General features: G+C 67.9%; 13 protein-coding genes. 1 reads left to right on the forward strand and 12 read right to left on the reverse strand.

Annotation, left to right across the window (positions count from 1 at the left end; all coding sequences use genetic code 11):
- Window positions 1-67: 67 nt before the first annotated feature.
- The 9 genes from ACMHYJ_RS03880 to ACMHYJ_RS03920 form a co-directional block, all read right to left on the reverse strand.
- Entirely contained in the window at window positions 68-1,054 is a 987-nt protein-coding gene (locus tag ACMHYJ_RS03880) for an oligopeptide/dipeptide ABC transporter ATP-binding protein (RefSeq protein ID WP_414244899.1), read from the reverse strand.
- Window positions 1,051-2,121 carry an ABC transporter ATP-binding protein gene (locus ACMHYJ_RS03885; RefSeq protein ID WP_414244900.1) on the reverse strand — a complete coding sequence of 357 codons (1,071 nt, stop codon included), beginning with the start codon at window positions 2,119-2,121 and terminating at the stop codon, window positions 1,051-1,053. The genes ACMHYJ_RS03880 and ACMHYJ_RS03885 overlap by 4 nt, the downstream gene beginning before the upstream one ends.
- Window positions 2,121-2,954 carry a D,D-dipeptide ABC transporter permease gene (gene ddpC, locus ACMHYJ_RS03890; RefSeq protein ID WP_414244901.1) on the reverse strand — a complete coding sequence of 278 codons (834 nt, stop codon included), beginning with the start codon at window positions 2,952-2,954 and terminating at the stop codon, window positions 2,121-2,123. The genes ACMHYJ_RS03885 and ddpC overlap by 1 nt, the downstream gene beginning before the upstream one ends.
- Entirely contained in the window at window positions 2,951-3,973 is a 1,023-nt protein-coding gene (locus ACMHYJ_RS03895) for an ABC transporter permease (protein WP_414244902.1), read from the reverse strand. The genes ddpC and ACMHYJ_RS03895 overlap by 4 nt, the downstream gene beginning before the upstream one ends.
- A gap of 13 nt (window positions 3,974-3,986) precedes the next feature.
- Entirely contained in the window at window positions 3,987-5,549 is a 1,563-nt protein-coding gene (locus tag ACMHYJ_RS03900; protein ID WP_414244903.1) for an ABC transporter substrate-binding protein, read from the reverse strand.
- Window positions 5,550-5,585: 36 nt separating this feature from the next.
- Complete coding sequence (gene ddpX, locus ACMHYJ_RS03905) at window positions 5,586-6,146, reverse strand: D-alanyl-D-alanine dipeptidase (RefSeq protein ID WP_414244904.1); 561 nt, start codon at window positions 6,144-6,146, stop codon at window positions 5,586-5,588.
- 119 nt (window positions 6,147-6,265) lie between these two features.
- The gene (gene pgi / locus ACMHYJ_RS03910) at window positions 6,266-7,852 is read right to left on the reverse strand and encodes a glucose-6-phosphate isomerase (protein WP_414244905.1); all 1,587 of its coding nucleotides are present in this window, start codon (window positions 7,850-7,852) and stop codon (window positions 6,266-6,268) included.
- A gap of 80 nt (window positions 7,853-7,932) precedes the next feature.
- Window positions 7,933-9,129, reverse strand: coding sequence for an acetyl-CoA C-acyltransferase (locus ACMHYJ_RS03915; protein WP_414244906.1), 1,197 nt, complete (start codon window positions 9,127-9,129; stop codon window positions 7,933-7,935).
- 11 nt (window positions 9,130-9,140) lie between these two features.
- Window positions 9,141-11,564 (reverse strand): 3-hydroxyacyl-CoA dehydrogenase/enoyl-CoA hydratase family protein, encoded by a 2,424-nt coding sequence (locus ACMHYJ_RS03920; protein ID WP_414244907.1) that lies wholly within the window; start codon window positions 11,562-11,564, stop codon window positions 9,141-9,143.
- A gap of 346 nt (window positions 11,565-11,910) precedes the next feature.
- Here ACMHYJ_RS03920 and ACMHYJ_RS03925 point away from each other — a divergent pair, with 346 nt between their 5' ends.
- Window positions 11,911-12,681, forward strand: a complete 771-nt coding sequence (locus ACMHYJ_RS03925) for a hypothetical protein (RefSeq protein ID WP_414244908.1) — start codon at window positions 11,911-11,913, stop codon at window positions 12,679-12,681.
- Between the two features lie 76 nt (window positions 12,682-12,757).
- Here ACMHYJ_RS03925 and ACMHYJ_RS03930 read toward each other — a convergent pair whose 3' ends face one another.
- From ACMHYJ_RS03930 to ACMHYJ_RS03940, 3 genes are all read right to left on the reverse strand, one after another.
- Window positions 12,758-15,028, reverse strand: a complete 2,271-nt coding sequence (locus tag ACMHYJ_RS03930) for a TonB-dependent siderophore receptor (RefSeq protein WP_414244909.1) — start codon at window positions 15,026-15,028, stop codon at window positions 12,758-12,760.
- A 74-nt stretch (window positions 15,029-15,102) separates the two neighbouring features.
- Window positions 15,103-17,127 carry an ABC transporter permease gene (locus ACMHYJ_RS03935; RefSeq protein ID WP_414244910.1) on the reverse strand — a complete coding sequence of 675 codons (2,025 nt, stop codon included), beginning with the start codon at window positions 17,125-17,127 and terminating at the stop codon, window positions 15,103-15,105.
- Window positions 17,124-18,368 (reverse strand): efflux RND transporter periplasmic adaptor subunit, encoded by a 1,245-nt coding sequence (locus tag ACMHYJ_RS03940; RefSeq protein WP_414244911.1) that lies wholly within the window; start codon window positions 18,366-18,368, stop codon window positions 17,124-17,126. Before ACMHYJ_RS03940 ends, ACMHYJ_RS03935 begins: the two co-directional genes overlap by 4 nt.
- Between the last annotated feature and the right edge of the window lie 7 nt (window positions 18,369-18,375).

Genomic DNA, 18,375 nt, shown 5'->3' on the forward strand with positions numbered 1-18,375 from the left:
CAAAGACGCCGAGGATAGATGACACGCGTGCCGGTGGGCGTCGGCAAGACGCCGGCGGCACTGCGGTTCAGTCATCGCGCGACACGGCCACATGACAGCGGAACGGGTGCTCGGGGCTATCGGGCCGGGCATACCAGGCCTGCGGCTGCTCACAGCCCGCCGTCGCCCAGGGGCAGCGATCCCGGAAGAAACAGCCGGACGGCAGCACCCGGTTGCCGGGCAGCTCGACCGATGCCGGCGGGCCATCGTCCCGCCATGCCCGATCCAGCCGGGGCACGGCGTCCAGCAGTTCGCGGGTATAAGGGTGGCGCGGCGTGCGCAGCACAGCGGCCGTGGGGCCTTGTTCCACAATCTGCCCCAGGTACATGACGGCGACCCGGTCGCACAGATGGCGCACGACCGAGACATTGTGAGAAATCAGAATATACGTCAGTCCATGCCGGCGGCGCAAATCCCGCAGGAGATTGAGAATCTGCGCCTGGACGGAAATATCCAGCGCCGAAGTGGGCTCGTCCAGCACCATCACATCGGGCCCGGACGACAAGGCCCGGGCAATCGCGATGCGCTGGCGTTGGCCGCCGGAAAACTCATGCACATAGCGGCCCAGGGTCTCGGGCCGCAGCCCCACCTGCGCGGCCAATTCGGCGGCGCGGGCGCGCAGTTCCGGCGTCCGGCCGGCCGCCGTCCCGCGCGCCCGGACGACCAGGGGTTCGACGATGACCCGCCACGCGGGCAGCCGAGGATCGAGCGAGGATTGCGGGTCTTGAAAGACAATCTGGATATTGACGGGCGCGCCATCCGCCCGCGCGGGCCGCCGCACCGCGCCCGCGCTGAGGGGCAGCAGGCCCATCAGCACCTGGGCCAGCGTGCTTTTGCCGCAGCCGGATTCACCCACGATGCCAAAGGCTTCGCCGCGATGCACCTGCAGATCGACGCCATTGAGCGCATGGGCGGACTGCGCCACGCGGCCGCGCCAATCGCGCAGGACGGGAAAGCGCACCCGCAGGCCCTGGACATCCAGGGCCAGGGCCTGCGCCGATCCGCCGCCGCTCATATCCCGCCTCCGGGCAGTGGATGCCAGCACGCCAGCTGGCGATCCCCGCCCATCGAACCGGGGGCGGAGCCATCGTGGCGCGGATCGGCGCCAGCCGGCGCAATGCCGCCCGGCGCGGCGTCGGACGCGGCGGCCAGCGGATGCAGCGTGGGGCGCACCCGACAGGCCGCGTCGGCATAAGCGCAGCGGTCGTAGAACAAACAGCCCGCCGGGGGGTGGCGCAGATCCGGCACCTGGCCCGGGATGGCCGCCAGGGCGGCGCCGGGCTCGGCCCCTTCCGGCAAGCCATCCAGCAAACCCTTGGTGTAAGGATGGCGCGGATCCCGCAGGACATCCCGCGTGGGGCCTTGCTCGACCACGGCGCCGGCATACATGACGTAGACCCGGTCGCACAGCTGCGAGACCACGGCCATGTCGTGCGTGATGAACAAAATGGCCGTCTTGCGGGCGCGGGCGTGATGGCGCAATAGCTGCAGCACCTGGCGCTGCACCGTGACGTCCAGGGCCGTGGTGGGTTCATCGGCAATCAGCAGATCCGGCTGGCAGGAAAACGCCATGGCCACCATGACGCGCTGGCGCATCCCCCCGGACAGCTCGAAGGGATAGGCCCGCAGCACCTGGGCGGGATCGGGGATCATCATTTCGCGCAGCAGGGATTCGGCCTGCGCCAGGGCCTCGCGCCGCCCCAGGCCGCGCTGGTGCACCCGCAGCACGCCGGCCATCTGGTCGCCGATCCGGCGCGTGGGGTTCAGGGCGGTCATGGGCTCCTGGAAAATCATGGCGGCGCGCCGGCCGCGCCACTGGCGCAAGACGGCCTCGGGCGCCGCCAGGACATCCTCGCCCTTCAGGCGCGCGCAGCCTTGCAGGACGCGATAGCCGCCGGGCGGCAACAGGCGCAGGGCCGTCATGGCGGTGACCGACTTGCCCGAGCCGGACTCGCCCACGACACCCACGATCTCGCCCGGCAGCACCCGCAGGCTGACGCCGTTGAGCGCCTGCACCGTCCCGCCGAACACCGGAAAGGCCAATGAAAGATTCTGGATGTCGAGAATGGGTTCCGGCGGCATTATTTCACCCTGGATTTCGGGTCCAGCATGTCGCGCACGCCGTCGCCCACCAGATTGCAGGCCAGGGCGGTGATCAAAATGGCACAGCCGGGCATCACGGTGTACCACCATTGATCCAGCAAGTAGTTGCGCCCCGTGGCCACCATGGCCCCCCATTCGGCCGTGGGCTGCTGCGCCCCCAGGCCGATAAAGCCCAGCGCGGCGGCCATGAGGATGGCACCGCCCACGTCCAGCGTAGCCTGAACCACGATGGGCGAGGCCGCATTGCGCACGACGTGCCAGCGCACCACATGGCGGCGCGTGGCGCCGAACGTCCAGGCGGCCTGCACATAGGCCATTTCGCGGATGCCGAGGGTCTGGCCGCGCGCCAGGCGCACATAAAAGGGGATGCGCACCACGGTAATGGCCAGCATGGCATTGAACAGGCTGGCCCCCAGGGCGGCGGCCAGCGCCATGATCAGCACCAGCGACGGCACCGACAGGACGACATCCATGGCGCGCATGATCAGGCCATCCAGCCGCCCCCCCAGAATGCCGGAAAAACAGCCCACGACGGCCCCCGTCACGCTGGCGCACAGGGCCACGAACAGCCCGACGCCGATGGACTGCCGGCCGCCATACAACACCCGGCTGAAGATATCGCGCCCGACTTCGTCCGTGCCGAACCAGTGCTGGACCGAAGGCGGCGCCAGGCGCTGGACGAGATTGATCTGGTCGGGATCGTAGGGGGCGATCCAGCCCGCCAGCCCCACGGCCAGACACACCGCCAGCAGGATCAGCAACCCGGCCAGCATCAACGGGCTGCGGCGCAGCTGATAGAGAAAGTACGTCATCCGACCCCCCGGATGCGCGGATCCAGCCAGCGGTAGGCCAGGTCAATCAAGAGATTCAGCAGCACATAAGCGAAGGACACCACCACGGCAAACCCCATGACGGCGGGAAAATCCAGCGCCTGGATGGAATCCACCACATAGGCCCCCATGCCGGGCCAACTGAACACGGTTTCGGTCAGGACGGCCCCGTACAGCAAATCGCCCAGCGCCAGCCCCAGCACCGTGACCGAAGGAATCATGGCATTGGGCAGGGCGTGGCGCAGCACCACCGCCCAGGCCGACAAGCCATAGGCGCGCGCAGTGCGGATGTAGTCTTCGGCAAGCTGTTCGAGCATGGACGACCGCACCTGGCGCGCCACCACCCCCAGGTGTACAAAGCTGAGCGTGAGCGCGGGCAGCAGAATGTGCCGCAAGGCGCTGCGCCACACGGCCCATTCGCCCGCCAGGGCGGCGTCGATCAGGTACAGGCCGGTGACGGCGGGCGGCGGCGCCATCCCCTGGGCCAGACGTCCCCCGCCGGGCAACCAGCCCAGCTGGCCATAGAAAATGACGATCAGCCCCAGGCCCAGCCAGAAGGCCGGGGTGGAAATCCCGGCCACGGCCACGGTGCGGGCGATATGGTCGACGAAGCGGTTGCGGTACACCGCCGACAGCACGCCCAACGGAATGCCCAGCAGCGTGGCCAGGCACAGCGCCACCAGGGCGAGTTCGAGGGTGGCCGGGAAATACGCCGCCAAATCCTGCAGCACGGGCCGATGGGTGCGGATGGAGATGCCCAGATCGCCCTGCAGCAATTGCCCCATGTAGCGCAGGTATTGCTGGGGCAGGGGCAAATCCAGCCCCAGCTGCGCGCGGATGTGGGCGACGATTTCCGGCGTGGCGCGGTCGCCGGCGATCAGGCGCGCCGGATCGCCGGGCACCAGGTGCGAAATGGTGAAGGTGATGAGAGATACCCCCAGCACCACCCAGACCAGACTGAACAGGCGCCGGCCCACGACCGGCAGCCACGTGCCCCGCATGCCGCCGCCCAGCCTATTTGCTCATGTCGGCGACGTTGAAGACGCGTTCCAGCATGGGGTTGAAGACGAAGCCCTGCACATTGGCCCCCAGCCCCGCCTGGTAGTTCTTCTGGTACAGGTAGGCATAGGCGGCATCCCGCATGACCTGATCCTGCACCTTTTTATACAGAACGACCCGCTGGTTCTGGTCACTGAGCGTGGCGGCCTCGCGCAGCCATTGATCCACCTGGGGGTTGGCATAGAAGGATCGGTTGCCCGCCAGGCCCTTTTTATCGGAGTCGAACCAATAGCTGGTGAACATATAGGGGTCGGCGAAGTCCGGGCTCCAGTTGCCGATGGAAATATCGAAATTGCCCTGGCCCAGGTTTTCGCGCAGCGTGGCGTTGGCCAGTTTTTCGAGCTTGACCGGAATGCCGACCTGGGCGAGGTTGGCCTGCACCGTCAGGGCGATGGGTTCCCAGGCCGGATCCTGGGTGGAATACCGCAGCATCAGCGGGGTCTTGACCCCGCCGGCCTTGTCCACCAGCGCCTTGGCGGCCGCGACATCCTGCGCGGGCTGCGGCAGGCTGTCGTCGTGCCCCCACATGCCTTCGGGGATGGGGCCGCGCATGGGCTTAGCCTGGCCCATCATGATGCCGTCGACAATGCCGTTGTAATCCAGCGCATCCACCACGGCATGGCGCAAATCCGCGCTTTGCAGCGGGCCCGTCGCATTGTTGAGGTACAGATACGTGACCCGCAAGGACGGGAATTCGGCCACCTGCACGGCCTTATCCTGCTTCAGCGCCTGCAGTTGATCCACCGGCAGTTCTTCGGCGACGTCCAGGTCGCCTTTTTGCAGCTGCAGCCGGCGCGCCGAGGATTCGGGCACGATCCTGACGACGAACTTATCCAGGATGGGCTTTTTGGTCCCGGCATAGTGCGGGTTGCGTTCGAGCGTCAGGGCCTGGCCCTTTTGCCAGGACACCAACTGGTAGGGGCCGGAACCCGCCGTGTTGCCCGACAGCCAGGCATCGGCGTCGTCGCGCTGCATGGCCTTGGGATTGACGATGGACGCCCCGTTATTGGCCAGGGTATATAAAAACGGCGCAAACGGTTGTTTCAGGGTGAAGCGCACGGTCTTGGGGTCGATGACGTCGACTTGCAGATCGGCGGGGAAGGCTTCGGACGGCCCCTGCTTTTTGGCCAACAGGCGCTCGAAAGACAGTTTGACGGCCTCGGCGTCCACCGGCGAGCCATCGGAAAACTGCTGGCCATCGGCCAGGGTGAAGGTCCAGACGAGGTTATCGGGCGAGGCCGTCCAGCTGGCGGCCAGGTCGCCTTCGACTTCGGTGGAGCCCTTGCCGTCCACCTGCTTGTAGCGCATCAGGCGCTGATAGGCCGGGTAGGTGACCGTCCAGTCGTTATTGTCGATGGTGACGGCCGGATCCAGCGTCTGGGGGTCGGCCGGCTTGCCGATGACCAGGGTGTCGGCGGGGGTGGCGGACCAGGCCCCGGCGGACCAGGCCAGCGCCCCCGCACCCAGCAGGACGGCCATCAAAGCGCGGCACAGGCGAGTCTGAATCATGGATTGCATGGTGTCTCCGTCTTTCAGATGAAGGGTGTCGTGGATTCAGTGTGTCTGGTACACCCGGACCATATCACTCTCGGGCAGTAACGCATATTCTTGCGCATTGGGCAACTCGTAGTGCCACCACTCGGTGGGGATCGAGTGGAAACCGGCCTGCAGCATGATGCCCAGCAGCAGGTGGCGGTTGCGCTGGACTTCGGGCGGCAGGTCGTCGCGGTCGTGGTGGGATTGATCGCGCATGTCGTCGAAATCCGTGCCCATGTCCAGCGGCTGGCCGGTGGCTTCCAGCAAAGCCACGTCCACCGCCACCCCCCGGGTATGGTTGGATCCCTGCGCGGCGTCGGCCACGTAGCGCGGATCGGGCAGGGCCGACCAGAACACCGCCTGAGCCGCAGCGGGCCGGTAGGCATCGTAGACCACCAGCATCAGGCCCGCGCGGTGCGCCGCCGACGCCGCCCGCCGCAGGCAGTCCGCCGCCGGCGGGCGCAAGGCGCAGCGCGCCCCGGGCGCATAGACGGGCCGCCCCACCAGATTGTCCGGCGTGGCATAAACCAGGGAAACCTGCACCCCGTCCGCCGGGGTGATTTCGATCAAATCCGTCATGGAGACTCCGTTACTGCCGCGCCCATCGACGGTGCGAGGGCAAAGAACCAATATACCGAATCGCCCGCGATTTGGGGACGGGCCGCCCATTTTGCCGGAAAATCGCCAGCCCGGCCGTGTCAGCCCCGCAGCAGCCCGATCCAGTGGCGCGTGGAGGCGTCGTGGGCGGACGCCTCCGCGGCGGCGTCCGCATCCGGCGACAGGGCCTGGACGATCCCGCGCGCCAGCACCTTGCCGTATTCCACCCCCCACTGGTCGAAGGGGTCGATGCCCCAGACGACGCCCTGGGTAAAGACCCGGTGTTCGTACAAAGCCAGCAACGCCCCCAAGGCATATGGCGACAGGCGCGGCAGGACGATCAAGTGGTTGGGCCGCCCGCCCGGGTGAACCCGATGGGGGGCCAAGGCCGCCGCCTGGGCGGGGGCCAGGCCCTCGGCCAGGCATTCTTCCCGGGCTTGATCCAGCGTCTTGCCGCGCATCAGGGCCTCGCGCTGGGCCAGGCAATTGGCCAGCAACTGGCGGTGATGGCTGGGCCAGTGGTGGTCGGCCTGGCTGCAGAGGATGAAATCCACCGGCGCGCCATCGCTGCCCTGGTGCATCCACTGGAAAAACGTATGCTGGGCATCAGTGCCCGGCATGCCCCACACCGCCGGCCCCGTGGGCACCCCCACCGGGCGACCCGACAGGTCTACCGACTTGCCCAGGGATTCCATGTCCAGCTGCTGCACATAGGGCACCAAATTGACCAGACGCGAATCGTATGGCGCGATATTCAGCGACCCCTGCCCCAGGATGCTGCGATTGACGATCCCCGCCAGCGCCATGCGCACGGGCGCGTTGACGGCCAGCGGCGCCTGGGCGAAATGCGCGTCCATGGCCGCCGCCCCCATGCGCAGCCCGGCCACGACATCGGCCCCCACCGACAGGGCGGTGGTCAGGCTGACAGCGGACCAGACGGAGAACCGCCCCCCCACCCAGTCCCACAAACGGAAAACATGCGCGGGCGCAATCCCCCAGGCGTGCGCCCGATCCGGGCGGGCCGTGACCGCCACCATGTGCCGGGCGGGATCCAGCCCGGCGGCCCGCAGCCACTCACGCGCCCGGGTGCCGTTTTCCAGGGTCTCGGTGGTGGTGAAGGATTTGCTGACCAGCACCACCAGGGTGTCGCGCGGATCCAGCCCGGCCAGCCCCCCTTCGATGGCATGGCCGTCGATATTGGCCACGAAACGGGCCTCGCGCCAGGTGCCCGCATAGCCAAAGGCCGACACCGCCAGGCGCACGCCCCAGTCCGACCCCCCGATCCCGATGTGCACGATGTGCCGCCAGCGGCGTTCGGCATCGGCCCGGCGCACCCAGGCGTCCATGCGGTCGCGTTCGGCCTGCACATCGTCCGGGGCGGTGGGCGCGCGCAGCGCCGTATGCCAGGCGGCGCGGTGCTCGGTGACATTGACGATGCCGCCCGCCAGCAGGCGGCGGCGCTGCGCGTCGAAGCCGCGCGCCTGCAGCAGCGCCTGACCGGCGGCCAGCAGCGCGGGCGCATGGCGTTGGCCGCTGGCATCCAGCGTCAGGCCGGGGGCCTCGATCAGATCCAGGCCATCGGCCTGGCCGGGACAGGCCTGGGCCGCCTGCACGAAACGCCGCCACTCGGGCAGCGTCGTCAAAGGGGCAATATCCATCGGGGAGGCGGGAGGGGCGTTCGTGGGCATCTGCGCAGTATAAAAGCATACCGCCCCATTTGGCTGACCCGCCCCCCAGGCACCGCCAGGCGGGCCAGGCCGCCGAGCGATCAGCAGCGCTCGTAGATGCCCGCCGCCCCCATGCCGGAGCCCACGCACATGGTGACCATGCCGTACTGCAGGTTGCGGCGGCGCAGCCCGTGGATAGTGGTGGCCGAGCGGATTGCGCCGGTGGCCCCCAGCGGGTGGCCCAGGGCGATCGCGCCGCCCAGGGGGTTGACCACGTCCTCGTTCAAGCCCAAGTCACGGATGACCGCGAGAGACTGCGCGGCAAAGGCTTCGTTCAGCTCGATCCAGCCCATCTGATCCAGGGTCAGGCCGGCTTTTTTCAAGGCGGCGGGAATGGCTTCCTTGGGGCCGATGCCCATGATGTCGGGCGGCACGCCGCGCACGGCGAAGGACACGAAGCGCGCCAGCGGCGTCAGGTTGTGTTCTTTCAGGGCGCGTTCGGACACCACCAGCAGGGCGCCGGCCCCGTCGGACGTCTGCGAGCTGTTGCCCGCCGTGACGCTGCCCTTGGCGGCAAACACCGGGCGCAGGCGCGCCAGGGCTTCCAGGGACGTATCCGCCCGGGGCCCTTCGTCCAGGGTGACGGTGCGGTGGGTTTCGCGGACTTCGCCCGTGGCCAGATCCGGCACCCGGCGCACGATGTCCACCGGCAGCATTTCGTCGGTGAATTCGCCCGACTGCTGGGCGGCCAGGGCGCGCTGGTGCGAGCGCAGAGCGAAAGCGTCCTGGTCGGCGCGGGAAATATCCCAGCGCTCGGCGACCTGTTCGGCGGTGGCTCCCATGCCGTAGGCGATCCCGATATTGTCGTCATTCAGGTAGACATCGGGGCTGAACGACGTATTGATGCCCATTGTGGGCACCTGGCTCATGGATTCGGTGCCGCAGGCCAGCATGACGTCGGCTTCGCCCACGCGGATGCGGTCGGCGGCCATGGCCACGGCGGTCAGGCCGGACGCGCAAAAGCGGTTGACCGTGACCCCGCCCACGGACTGGGGCAGGCCGGCCAGCAGCACGCCGATGCGCGCCACGTTCAGCCCCTGGGGGCCTTCGGGGATGGCGCAGCCGACGATGGCATCCTCGATGGCGGCCGGATCCAGGCTGGGCGCCTGGGCCAGCACGCCCTGGATGACCTTGGCCAACAATTCATCGGGCCGGGTGTGGGCATACATGCCGCGCGGGGCCTTGCCGATGGGCGTGCGGGTTGCCGCGACGATATAAGCTTGTTGCAAAGCAGTCATCGTAAGTCTCCTTAATTGCGCACGGGCTTGCCGGTTTGCAGCAGCCCGGCAATGCGTTCTTGGGTTTTGGGGTTGGCCAGCAGCCCCAGGAAAGCCTGGCGTTCCAGTTTCAGCATCCAGGCCTCGTCCACCAGGCTGCCGGGATCCACATCGCCGCCACAAATGGCGGTGGCGACCGTCAGGCCGATGTGGAAGTCGTAATCAGTGATAAACCCGCCCACGTGCATGTTCACCAGCTGGGCACGCAAGGTGGCAATGGCGTCGCGCCCCGCCACCGGAAAGCGGGCGGGCAGCGGCGGACGGTAGCCCTGTTCGGCCAGATTGGCGGCCTCGCGCACGGCCACGTACAGCAGTTCGTGGCGGTTCATGACGATGGGATCGGAATCCCGCAGATAGCCGATTTCGCGGGCCTCCAGGGCGGATTTGGACACCCGCGCCGTGGCCACGGCCAGGACAAAGTTTTTCACATAGGCCAGCAGCGGGGCGTCCGGGGCCGATTGGGCCTGGACTTCCGCCGCCCGGCGGGCGCTGTAGGTAATGCCGCCCGCCCCCGGCACCAGGCCGATGCCGACTTCAACCAGGCCGATGTAGCTTTCCAGGTGCGCCACGCGGCGGGCGCAATGCACGGACAGTTCGCAGCCCCCGCCCAGCGTCAGGCCCGCCACGGCGGCCACCACCGGCACCTGGGCATAGCGCAGGCGCAGCACCATGTCCTGCATCTCCGCCTGAATCGGTTCAACCGCCTTGACGCCGCCCGTCATGAAGGCGGGCAGCATGGCTTTCAGATCGGCCCCGGCGGAAAACGGGTCTTCGAGCTGGCCGATGACCAGGGCCTTGTAGCCTTGCTCGGCCAGATCCACCGCATGCACCACGCCGCGCACCACATCGGGACTGAGCGTGTGCATCTTGGTCTTGAAGGACGTGATCAGCACGTCCTGGGGATGCGGTGCGGGCAGGGTCCAGCACAGCACGGCGTCGTTTTCGTAGACGACCTGGGGCACGATGGCCGGGCCTTCGCCCACCAGGCGCGGCGCCCCCACTTGACGCTGGTAAACCGGCAACGCGCTGCGCGGCACAAAGGCATTTTTGGCTGGAGAGAACGAGCCTTCCGGCGTATGCACGGCTTGCTTGTCCCACACCGGGCCGCTGGTGGCCCAGGCGGGCAACGGGGCGGACGCCAGGGTCTTGCCCGCCGCGATGTCGTCGTTGATCCAGCCCGCCACCCGCTGCCAGCCGGCGGCCTGCCAGATTTCAAAGGGGCCGAAGCTGTGGCCAAAGCCCCATTTCATGGCCTGGTCGAGTTCGCGCGCGCTGTCGGCGATGTCGCCCAGGTGCACGGCGCTGTAATGGAAGGTGTCGCGCAGCACCGCCCAGACGAACTGGGCCTGGGGATGATCGGAATCGTGCAGGGCCTGCAGGCGCTTGGCCGGGTCGCGTTCTTTCAGGATGGCCTTGACTTCATCGTCGGCCTTTTCGCCCGTGGGCACGTATTCACCGGCTTTCGGATCCAGGCGCAGAATCTCCTTGCCTGCTTTCTTGAAGAAGCCGGCTTTGGTCTTTTGGCCCAGGGCGCCTTTTTCGATCAGGGCCGCCAGCACGGGCGGCACGCCGAAATGCGCATGGAAGGGATCGTTGGGCAGTTGTTCCTGCATGGTGTGGATGACGTGCGCCAGGGTGTCCAAGCCCACCACGTCGGCCGTGCGGTAGGTGCCGGATTTTGCCCGGCCCAGGCGCGTGCCGGTCAAATCGTCCACCAATTCATAGGGCAGGTCGAAGGCCTGGGTATGATGGAAAACCGACAAGATGCCGAACACGCCGATGCGGTTGCCGATGAAGTTGGGCGTGTCCTTGGCGCGCACCACGCCCTTGCCCAGCTGCGACACCAGGAAGGTTTCCAGGTGATCCAGCAGGTCGGGCTGGGTATCGGCCGTGGGAATGAGTTCGACCAGCGGCATATAACGCGGCGGGTTGAAGAAATGCACGCCGCAGAAGCGATGGCGCAGGGTCTCGGGCAGGGCTTCGGCCAGGGCGGCAATCGACAGGCCCGAGGTATTGCTGGCGACGATGGCCTGGGGATTCAGGGCCGGGGCCAGCTTGTGATAGAGGTCGCGTTTCCAGTCCAGGCGTTCGGCGATGGCTTCGATCACCACGTCGCAGTCGGCCAGCAGGCCCAGGTCTTCGTCGTAGTTGGCCGGGGTGATCAGATCGGCCAGGCGATTGACGCCCAGCGGCGCGGGGTTCAGTTTTTTCAGCTGGGCGATGGCGCGCGCCACGATGGCGTTCTTGCCGCCGTGGCCGTCGTCTTTGGCCAGGTCGAACAGCACGACCGGCACGCCGGCGTTGACGCAATGGGCGGCAATCTGCGCGCCCATGACCCCGGCACCGCACACCGCCACGCGGCGGACGAACAGGGGGGCGGACTGACTGGTTTGCATGATGGTGTCCTCTCACGATGATGGAAGATCCCGGGTGGGCAGCTTCCCGGCATGGCGGGCCTGTAGCGGCGGGCCGAATCCACAAGACCTGGATTCAATCCGCTGGCGGGGCTCTGGTGGCGAAACCGCCGTGTGCCAATGGCCGATCTTTCGATTGTCGCTGATTTTTTGGCAAAATTCAAACGATTGTTTGAATTTCTCACTTCTCTGCTGACTGCGCCGGACAATAGGCGGTCATCGACGCTTGTGGGATGATAGATACCCCTTCACCATGGGAGACTTCAGCATGCATGCCGTACCCGCCGCCACTCACTCCCCGGCCGAGGCCATTTAAAAACCATCATCCATGGCCCGCCTGCCCCGCCTGTATGCCCCGCGCATCCCTCAACTGATCCAGGCCCGTTTCTTTCGGCCTCTGGCAGGGGATGATCGTGCTACGCCCAGTGAGTCCCTGGATATCATTGCCCGCTGGCTGGGCGAAGCGGTACAGGGTGCCAACCAATCAACCCGGCTTTTGGCGACAAAGCAGCTGCCACACGCCAACCCACAAGCGGCCACGCCCGGTGCAGCGGCACTGGCCATCCACGCCTGGGCTGTCTTGCCTGAACAAATCGTGCTGCTGGCCACGCCCGGGGATGCCCGGGCTCTGCCACTCCTGATGCAAGGCTTGGGGCGGCGCATGGGATCGGGGCTGCTGCGCAGCCGCGTGCTGGCGGGACGCTATCGCAACGCCTTGCTGGAACCGGGGCGCTGGGTGCTGCCCGCCATGGTGTGGGTCGAATCGCTGGCCGTGGCCGACGGGCGGGTGGCCCAGGCCGACCAATGGCCGTGGTCCTCGGCGGCGGAACATGCGGGAGAACCCGTCCGCCAGGGCGGCTGGCTGCTGGATCACCCGGATTTCTGGGCGGCGGGCGACACGCCCTTTGCGCGCCAGGCGGCTTGGCGCAAGCGCCTGGCCGCCGGCCTGGCCGCCGATCAAGCCCAGTCGCTGGAAGCCGCCCTGCACGGCCAATGGGCCTTGGGGGAAAAGATTTTCCTGGCCCACCTGGGCCGCCAGGCCTCGCGGCGCATCCAGCCCGCCCCCAGGGGGCGGCCCGCGCAAAACCCGGCGGCTTGACGGCCCGCACCGGCACTGGCGGCGGACGGCGCCGCCCCCGGCGCGATATGGCCAAGCGAGGGCGGCGAAGGCGCGATCAGAACGTGCTGTTGACTTCCAGGTAGAACGTGCGCCCGGGCTGGTTGTAGGTATAGGCCCCGGCCCCCTGGATTTCGTTGACGGCCCCCAGATTGACGCCGATGGCATTGCCACGGCGGTGGATGCGCTTGTCCAGCAGGTTGTCCACCCCGGCGGTGACGCGCAGGTGCTTGTTGACCTGGTACTGCGAACTGAGGCCGAACAAGGCGTAGGCCGGGACGGTATCGGTGGCGCTGCCGGTCAGCGGATGGCCGTAGTAGTCGTATTTCGGGCCTTCCTGTTCGCCATACACCGTCGCCTTGGCGCGCAGAGACCAGGCCGGGGTCACGGACCAATCCAGGGTGCTGTTGATGGTGTATTTCGGGATGGTGGACAAGTGTTCGCCGGTGTCCTTGTTCTTCGACTCGATCATGTAGGTGAAGTTGGTGGACCACAGCCAGTCCTGGGCCAGCGGCCAGGTCAGGTTGCCTTCCAGGCCCTGCACCACGGCGCGCGGCACGTTGGTCCATTGGAAGACGTTGGTGACGTCGCCCAGGCTGTTGACGAAATCGCCCACCGGCGTGCGGCCGGCCTCGATTTTATTGCGGTAATCATTGTGAAAATACGTCAGGCTGGCCCCGAGCCCGGACGGATCGAAGAATTCGATGCCCAGTTCTTTGTTGATGCTGGTCTCGGCCTTCAGGTCCGAATTGCCCAGCAGAAAGCAGCCCGTAGTGCTGCCCGCCGCATTGCCCCAGCAGCCGTTGCCGGCGCTGTACAGGGCGTAGCCCGAATTGCTTTGATACAGGTTGGGCGCCTTATAGGCCCGGGCGATGCCGGCCTTGATCGCCCACTGCGCGTTGACCTGATAGGACAGGTTCAGGGAAGGACTCCAGTTGCTGCCCTGGATGCTGTGGTAGTCGAAACGCAGGCCCGGGGTGACGGTCCAGTCGTCGCCGATGTACAGGTTGTCTTCGGCAAAGACCGAATAGATATTGGCATGCGCCTTGGGCTGGTAGGCAAAAGGCACAGCGGGCATCTTGCTGTTGGACGGATTGCGCCCGGCCAGATCCGATGCCTGGTCATTCAGATCCTGGCGCACCCATTCCAGGCCGAACGTGCCCATTTGGTCGATGCCGCCCCAATCCAGGCGGCGGTTCAGCTCTGTGTGCGCGGTCAGCGTGCGCAGCTTGCTGTCGCCGAAATCATTGCCGGCGAAAATCCCTTCGGTGCCGCCGGCCAGCCCTTCCAGCACGCGGGTATTGCGGGTGTATTCGTATTGCAGATAGCTGAGGGTATGGGTGTCGGGATTCCAGTCGCCCTTGTGGGTGATGGCATAAGTCTGCCGGTAAATGCGGTTGGTTTCGTTGCCCAGTTGGGCCTGCACATTGGCGTTGGTATTGGTGTTTTGCGTGTCGCCCACGTAGATGTTGCCGTCGCGCCCATAGCTGGCCTCGAAATCCAGCGTGTGGCCGGCGGCGGGCGTCCAGCTCAATGCGCCGCTGATGGCGCGGTTCTTGAAGCCTTCGCGCCCGGCGGGGAAAGTATCCTTGACCGACGGGTGGCTGCCTCGGTGGGATTCATAGCCCTGGTTGATGTCCCAGTCGTCGCCCTGGAAGTTGGCGGCGCTGCCCGCCAGACGGAAATTCAGGTTGTCGCCAAGCGGGCCGGTCAGGCTGAAGGTGCTGCGGGCGGTCGCCCCATCGCCGCCGTGCTGCGGCGCATTGGCATAGACGGACACCGAGCCGCTGAGTTTGTCTCCGGCCGGCTTGGTGATGATGTTGACCACCCCGCCCGCCGCGCCATTGCCATAGCGGGCCGCCGCCGGGCCGCGCAGCACTTCGATGCGCTCGACCTGTTCCGGCGGCACCCAGTTGGTGTCGCCCCGGGTGTCGCGCTCGCCGCGCCAGCCAAAACGCACCGCGCCGCGCGACGACACGGGCTTGCCGTCGATCAGGATCAAGGTATTTTCCGGGCCCATGCCGCGGATGTCGATCTGGCGGTTGTTGCCGCGCTGGCCGCTGGAGGAATTACCGGTCAGGTTGACCCCCGGCATGGTGCGGATGATCTCGTCGAGGTTATTGGCCGGCGGAGATTTCTGGATGTCGGCGGCGGTGATCGTGGAAGCCCCCGGCGTCTGCTTCAATTCCTGCTCGGCATTGACGACGACGCGCTCCAATTGGGCGACGCCCTCGGGCGACTGCGCCCCGGCGGGCGCGGGGATCAGGCCCAGGGCGATGAGCAGGCCAAGGGGTGGCAGGGCGCGGCCCTGGATCTTGCGAACGGACATGGGGAATTCCTTGGATTGTTGCAATGTGTCAAAAATCCATGAGAATATAAACGATAAACGTTCTTATTTACAAATCACTCCCCGGATAAGGCGGCCACCGGATCCAGTCGGGCCGCGGCGCGGGCGGGCATGAGCCCCGACACCAGGCCGGTCAGCACGGCGCAGCAAAAGGCGCCCACGATGGCGGTCAGGGAAAACACCAGATCAATGCCCGCCGCCAGCAGCAGGCCGCCCACACCCAGGCCCAGCACGACCCCGGCGGCACCGCCGCACAGGGACACCAGGGCGGCTTCAGTCAGGAACTGGCGCTGGATATCGCCCGGCCGCGCGCCCACCGCCATGCGGATGCCGATCTCGCGCGTGCGTTCGCGCACGGTCATCAGCATGACGTTCATGACGCCGATGCCGCCGACCAGCAGGGACACGGCGGCGATCAGGCCCAGCATCCAGGTCATCGTATTGCGCGACTCGGCGGCGGCCTGCAGCTTGGCGGCCGCATTGCCGATGCTGAAGCTCTCGCGGCCATGGCGTCTGCGCAGGGTATCGCGCATGGCGGCTTCGGCCGCCACGGCGTCTTGCGGCGAACGGGCCTCGACCACGGCGTACTCCGGTTCGCCAATGGTGGTGAAGACGCGCGCCCGGCCCGTGTCGAAAGGGATAAATGCCTGGTCATCGTAGTTTTCCGATCCCGATTCCGCCCCCTTGGCGCTCATCACGCCGATCACCTCGAAAGGGGTCGAGTCGATCAGGACAAGTTGGCCAATGGGCTCGGCCACATCGGGCAGCAGCCGTTGCCGCAAGCGGCTGCCCAGCACCACGACAGGCGCCAGCTCGCGGTTTTCGGCGGCGATGTGGAAACGGCCCCGGGCGACGGGCCAGCGATGAATGGCCGGCAGGGCCGCCGTGCTGGCGACAACGTAGACGGGACGGGCATACGCGCCGTGGCGCAGCATGACCGGATTGCCGATCACCGGCATGACGCGGGCGACTTCCGGCAGGGCGGCGACCGCCGCCAAGTCGTCCAGGGTGACGACGCCGGCCACGCCGCCCTCGGGCGCCACGCTGCCATTGACATACAAGATGGCGGCGCCCAGCGCGCCCATCTGGCGCACCACCTGCTCCTTGGCGCCCCGGCCAATGGCCAACATGACGATGACCGAGGCCACCCCCGCCACGATGCCCAACAACGTCAAGGCGGTACGCACACGATTGAGCGCCAGCGCCCGCCAGGCTGCGCGCCAGGCCTCGGCCAGAGCGGCGGCGGCCGGACGGGCGGCGGACACCCGGCCCGGGCGGCCAGCGGCCACCGGTCGCCCGGCCGCCGGCGCGGAACCCGCCGGCCTCGGGCCGCTCGCATCGGCGCGCCCGGCAGCCGGCTCGGCGGGCGCGGCGGCCACGACGGGCGGCCCGGCGGACGCGGTATCGGCGACGATGCGGCCATCGCGCAGTTCGACCACCCGCCGGGCGCGGGCCGCCACCTGCGGATCATGTGTGATGAGAATGAGGGTGTGGCCCTGCGCGGACAGTTCGTCGAACAGCGCCATGACCGCCGCGCCGCTGCGCGTGTCGAGGGCACCCGTGGGCTCGTCGGCCAGGATGACGCGCCCGCCGTTGACCAGCGCCCGGGCAATCGACACGCGCTGCTGCTGGCCGCCGGATAGTTGCGCCGGCCGGTGCGCCAGGCGCTCGCCCAGGCCCAAACGCCACAGCAGCGCGGCGGCCCGCCGCGCGCGGCCAGCCCGATCTTCCCCCGCGTAGAGGGCCGGCAGGGCGACGTTTTCCTGCGCGCTGTCGGTGGGGATCAGATGATAGCCCTGGAAGACGAAGCCAAAGGCCTCGCGGCGCAAGCCGGCCCGTTCATCCGCGGACAGCGCCGCGACATCCCGGCCTTCGAAGTGGTACGCGCCGCAATCGGGCTGGTCGAGACAGCCCAGAATATGCATCAGTGTGGACTTGCCGGAGCCCGATGCGCCCACGATGGCGACGTACTCCCCCGCCTGGATGGCGAGAGACACGTCATGCAAGACCCGGGTGGCGGGCGCGCCGTCGGTGCCGCCATAAGCCCGGCCTATCCCTTCCAGGCGGATCAAGGCGCTCACAGCACGAAGCGCGGCATGCCGCCCTCGGGGGCCGGATCGCCCAGGATCAGGTGCTCGCCCTCGGCCAGGCCGTCCAGGACTTCAGCGGCCCGGCGGTCGCGTGCGCCGATGCGGATCACGCGCTGGACGGCACGGCCGTCTTCCAGCACCCGAACCCGGTAGGTGCGGCCAGCCTCGGCATCCGATTCCAGGCCGGCCCCCGCGTCATCGGCCGCAGGCTGCAACGCCACCAAGGGCACCAGCACGGCATCTTCGACATGGCGCGTGACGAAGGCCACTTGCGCGCTCATCCGGGGCAACAAGGCGCGATCCACATTGGCGACGTCGAACAAAACGGTATAGAACACGGCCTTGGCCCCCCCGGCGGCCTGCGCGCCGCCCGCGTCCGGCGATTCCGCCGCCTCGGCCTGCGGCATGGGCAGCACCTGGCGCACCGTGCCGCGCCACTGGCGTCCGTCCTGGGCCAGGGTCGTGAACACGGTCGCCATGCCGACGCGCAGGTGCGGGATATCGGCCTCCGACACCTGGGTCCAGACGGTCATGGTGGACAAATCGGCGATCCGCAGCAGCGTCGGCGTCTGGTAGGCCGCGTTCAGGGTCTGGCCGGGCCGGGCGTCCAGCGACACCACGGTGCCGGCAATCGGCGCATAGATCCGGCTATAGCCCAGCAGCGCCTCGTCGCCTTGCAGCGTCGCCCGGGTGCGGCGGATATCGGCCTGGATACGCCGGACGGCCGCTTCGGCGGCCAACCGGCTGGCATGCGCCGCATCCGCCTGCTGGGCCGGCGTGGCCCCCGCCCGCAGCAGACGCTGGTGGCGGCCGGCATCCGCCCGCGCCAGGACGGCGGCGGCCCGCGCCTCGTCCAGCTGGGCGCGCAGGGCATCCAGCGAGGCGCGCCCCGCCGCCACGGTCGCCTGCTGCACGGCGGCGTCGATTTCCACCAGCAACTGCCCCGGCACGACCGTATCGCCCGCCTGGACGTGCAGATGCTGGATCTGGCCGGACACCTGCGCGCCCACATCCACATAGCGTCGGGGGCGCAGCGTGCCCAGCGCATGGACGGTGGCGCGCACCGGGCCGCGCTCGACCCGCGCCACTTCGTAGGCGGGCGCTTCCGGCCGGACAGCGGCCCAAACAGCCGCCGCGCCCGCCATCAGGATCAGCATGAGCCAGGCCCCCCGCCAGCCCAACCAAGGCCGGCGGGCGACGCGATCCGCCCGCCCGTCGCCGGACACCGCCATGCGCACG

Origin of the sequence: Castellaniella hirudinis (assembly GCF_047468865.1) — a bacterium.
Lineage (GTDB): Bacteria > Pseudomonadota > Gammaproteobacteria > Burkholderiales > Burkholderiaceae_B > Castellaniella > Castellaniella hirudinis_A.

Excerpts from the sequence above, each read along its gene's own strand:
- ACMHYJ_RS03880 (WP_414244899.1), bottom strand. The coding sequence starts at position 1,054 with ATGAGCGGCGGCGGATCGGCGCAGGCCCTGGCCCTGGATGTCCAGGGC.
- ACMHYJ_RS03885 (WP_414244900.1), bottom strand. The coding sequence starts at position 2,121 with ATGCCGCCGGAACCCATTCTCGACATCCAGAATCTTTCATTGGCCTTT.
- ddpC (WP_414244901.1), bottom strand. The coding sequence starts at position 2,954 with ATGACGTACTTTCTCTATCAGCTGCGCCGCAGCCCGTTGATGCTGGCC.
- ACMHYJ_RS03895 (WP_414244902.1), bottom strand. The coding sequence starts at position 3,973 with ATGCGGGGCACGTGGCTGCCGGTCGTGGGCCGGCGCCTGTTCAGTCTG.
- ACMHYJ_RS03900 (WP_414244903.1), bottom strand. The coding sequence starts at position 5,549 with ATGCAATCCATGATTCAGACTCGCCTGTGCCGCGCTTTGATGGCCGTC.
- ddpX (WP_414244904.1), bottom strand. The coding sequence starts at position 6,146 with ATGACGGATTTGATCGAAATCACCCCGGCGGACGGGGTGCAGGTTTCC.
- pgi (WP_414244905.1), bottom strand. The coding sequence starts at position 7,852 with ATGCCCACGAACGCCCCTCCCGCCTCCCCGATGGATATTGCCCCTTTG.
- ACMHYJ_RS03915 (WP_414244906.1), bottom strand. The coding sequence starts at position 9,129 with ATGACTGCTTTGCAACAAGCTTATATCGTCGCGGCAACCCGCACGCCC.
- ACMHYJ_RS03920 (WP_414244907.1), bottom strand. The coding sequence starts at position 11,564 with ATGCAAACCAGTCAGTCCGCCCCCCTGTTCGTCCGCCGCGTGGCGGTG.
- ACMHYJ_RS03925 (WP_414244908.1), top strand. The coding sequence starts at position 11,911 with ATGGCCCGCCTGCCCCGCCTGTATGCCCCGCGCATCCCTCAACTGATC.
- ACMHYJ_RS03930 (WP_414244909.1), bottom strand. The coding sequence starts at position 15,028 with ATGTCCGTTCGCAAGATCCAGGGCCGCGCCCTGCCACCCCTTGGCCTG.
- ACMHYJ_RS03940 (WP_414244911.1), bottom strand. The coding sequence starts at position 18,368 with ATGGCGGTGTCCGGCGACGGGCGGGCGGATCGCGTCGCCCGCCGGCCT.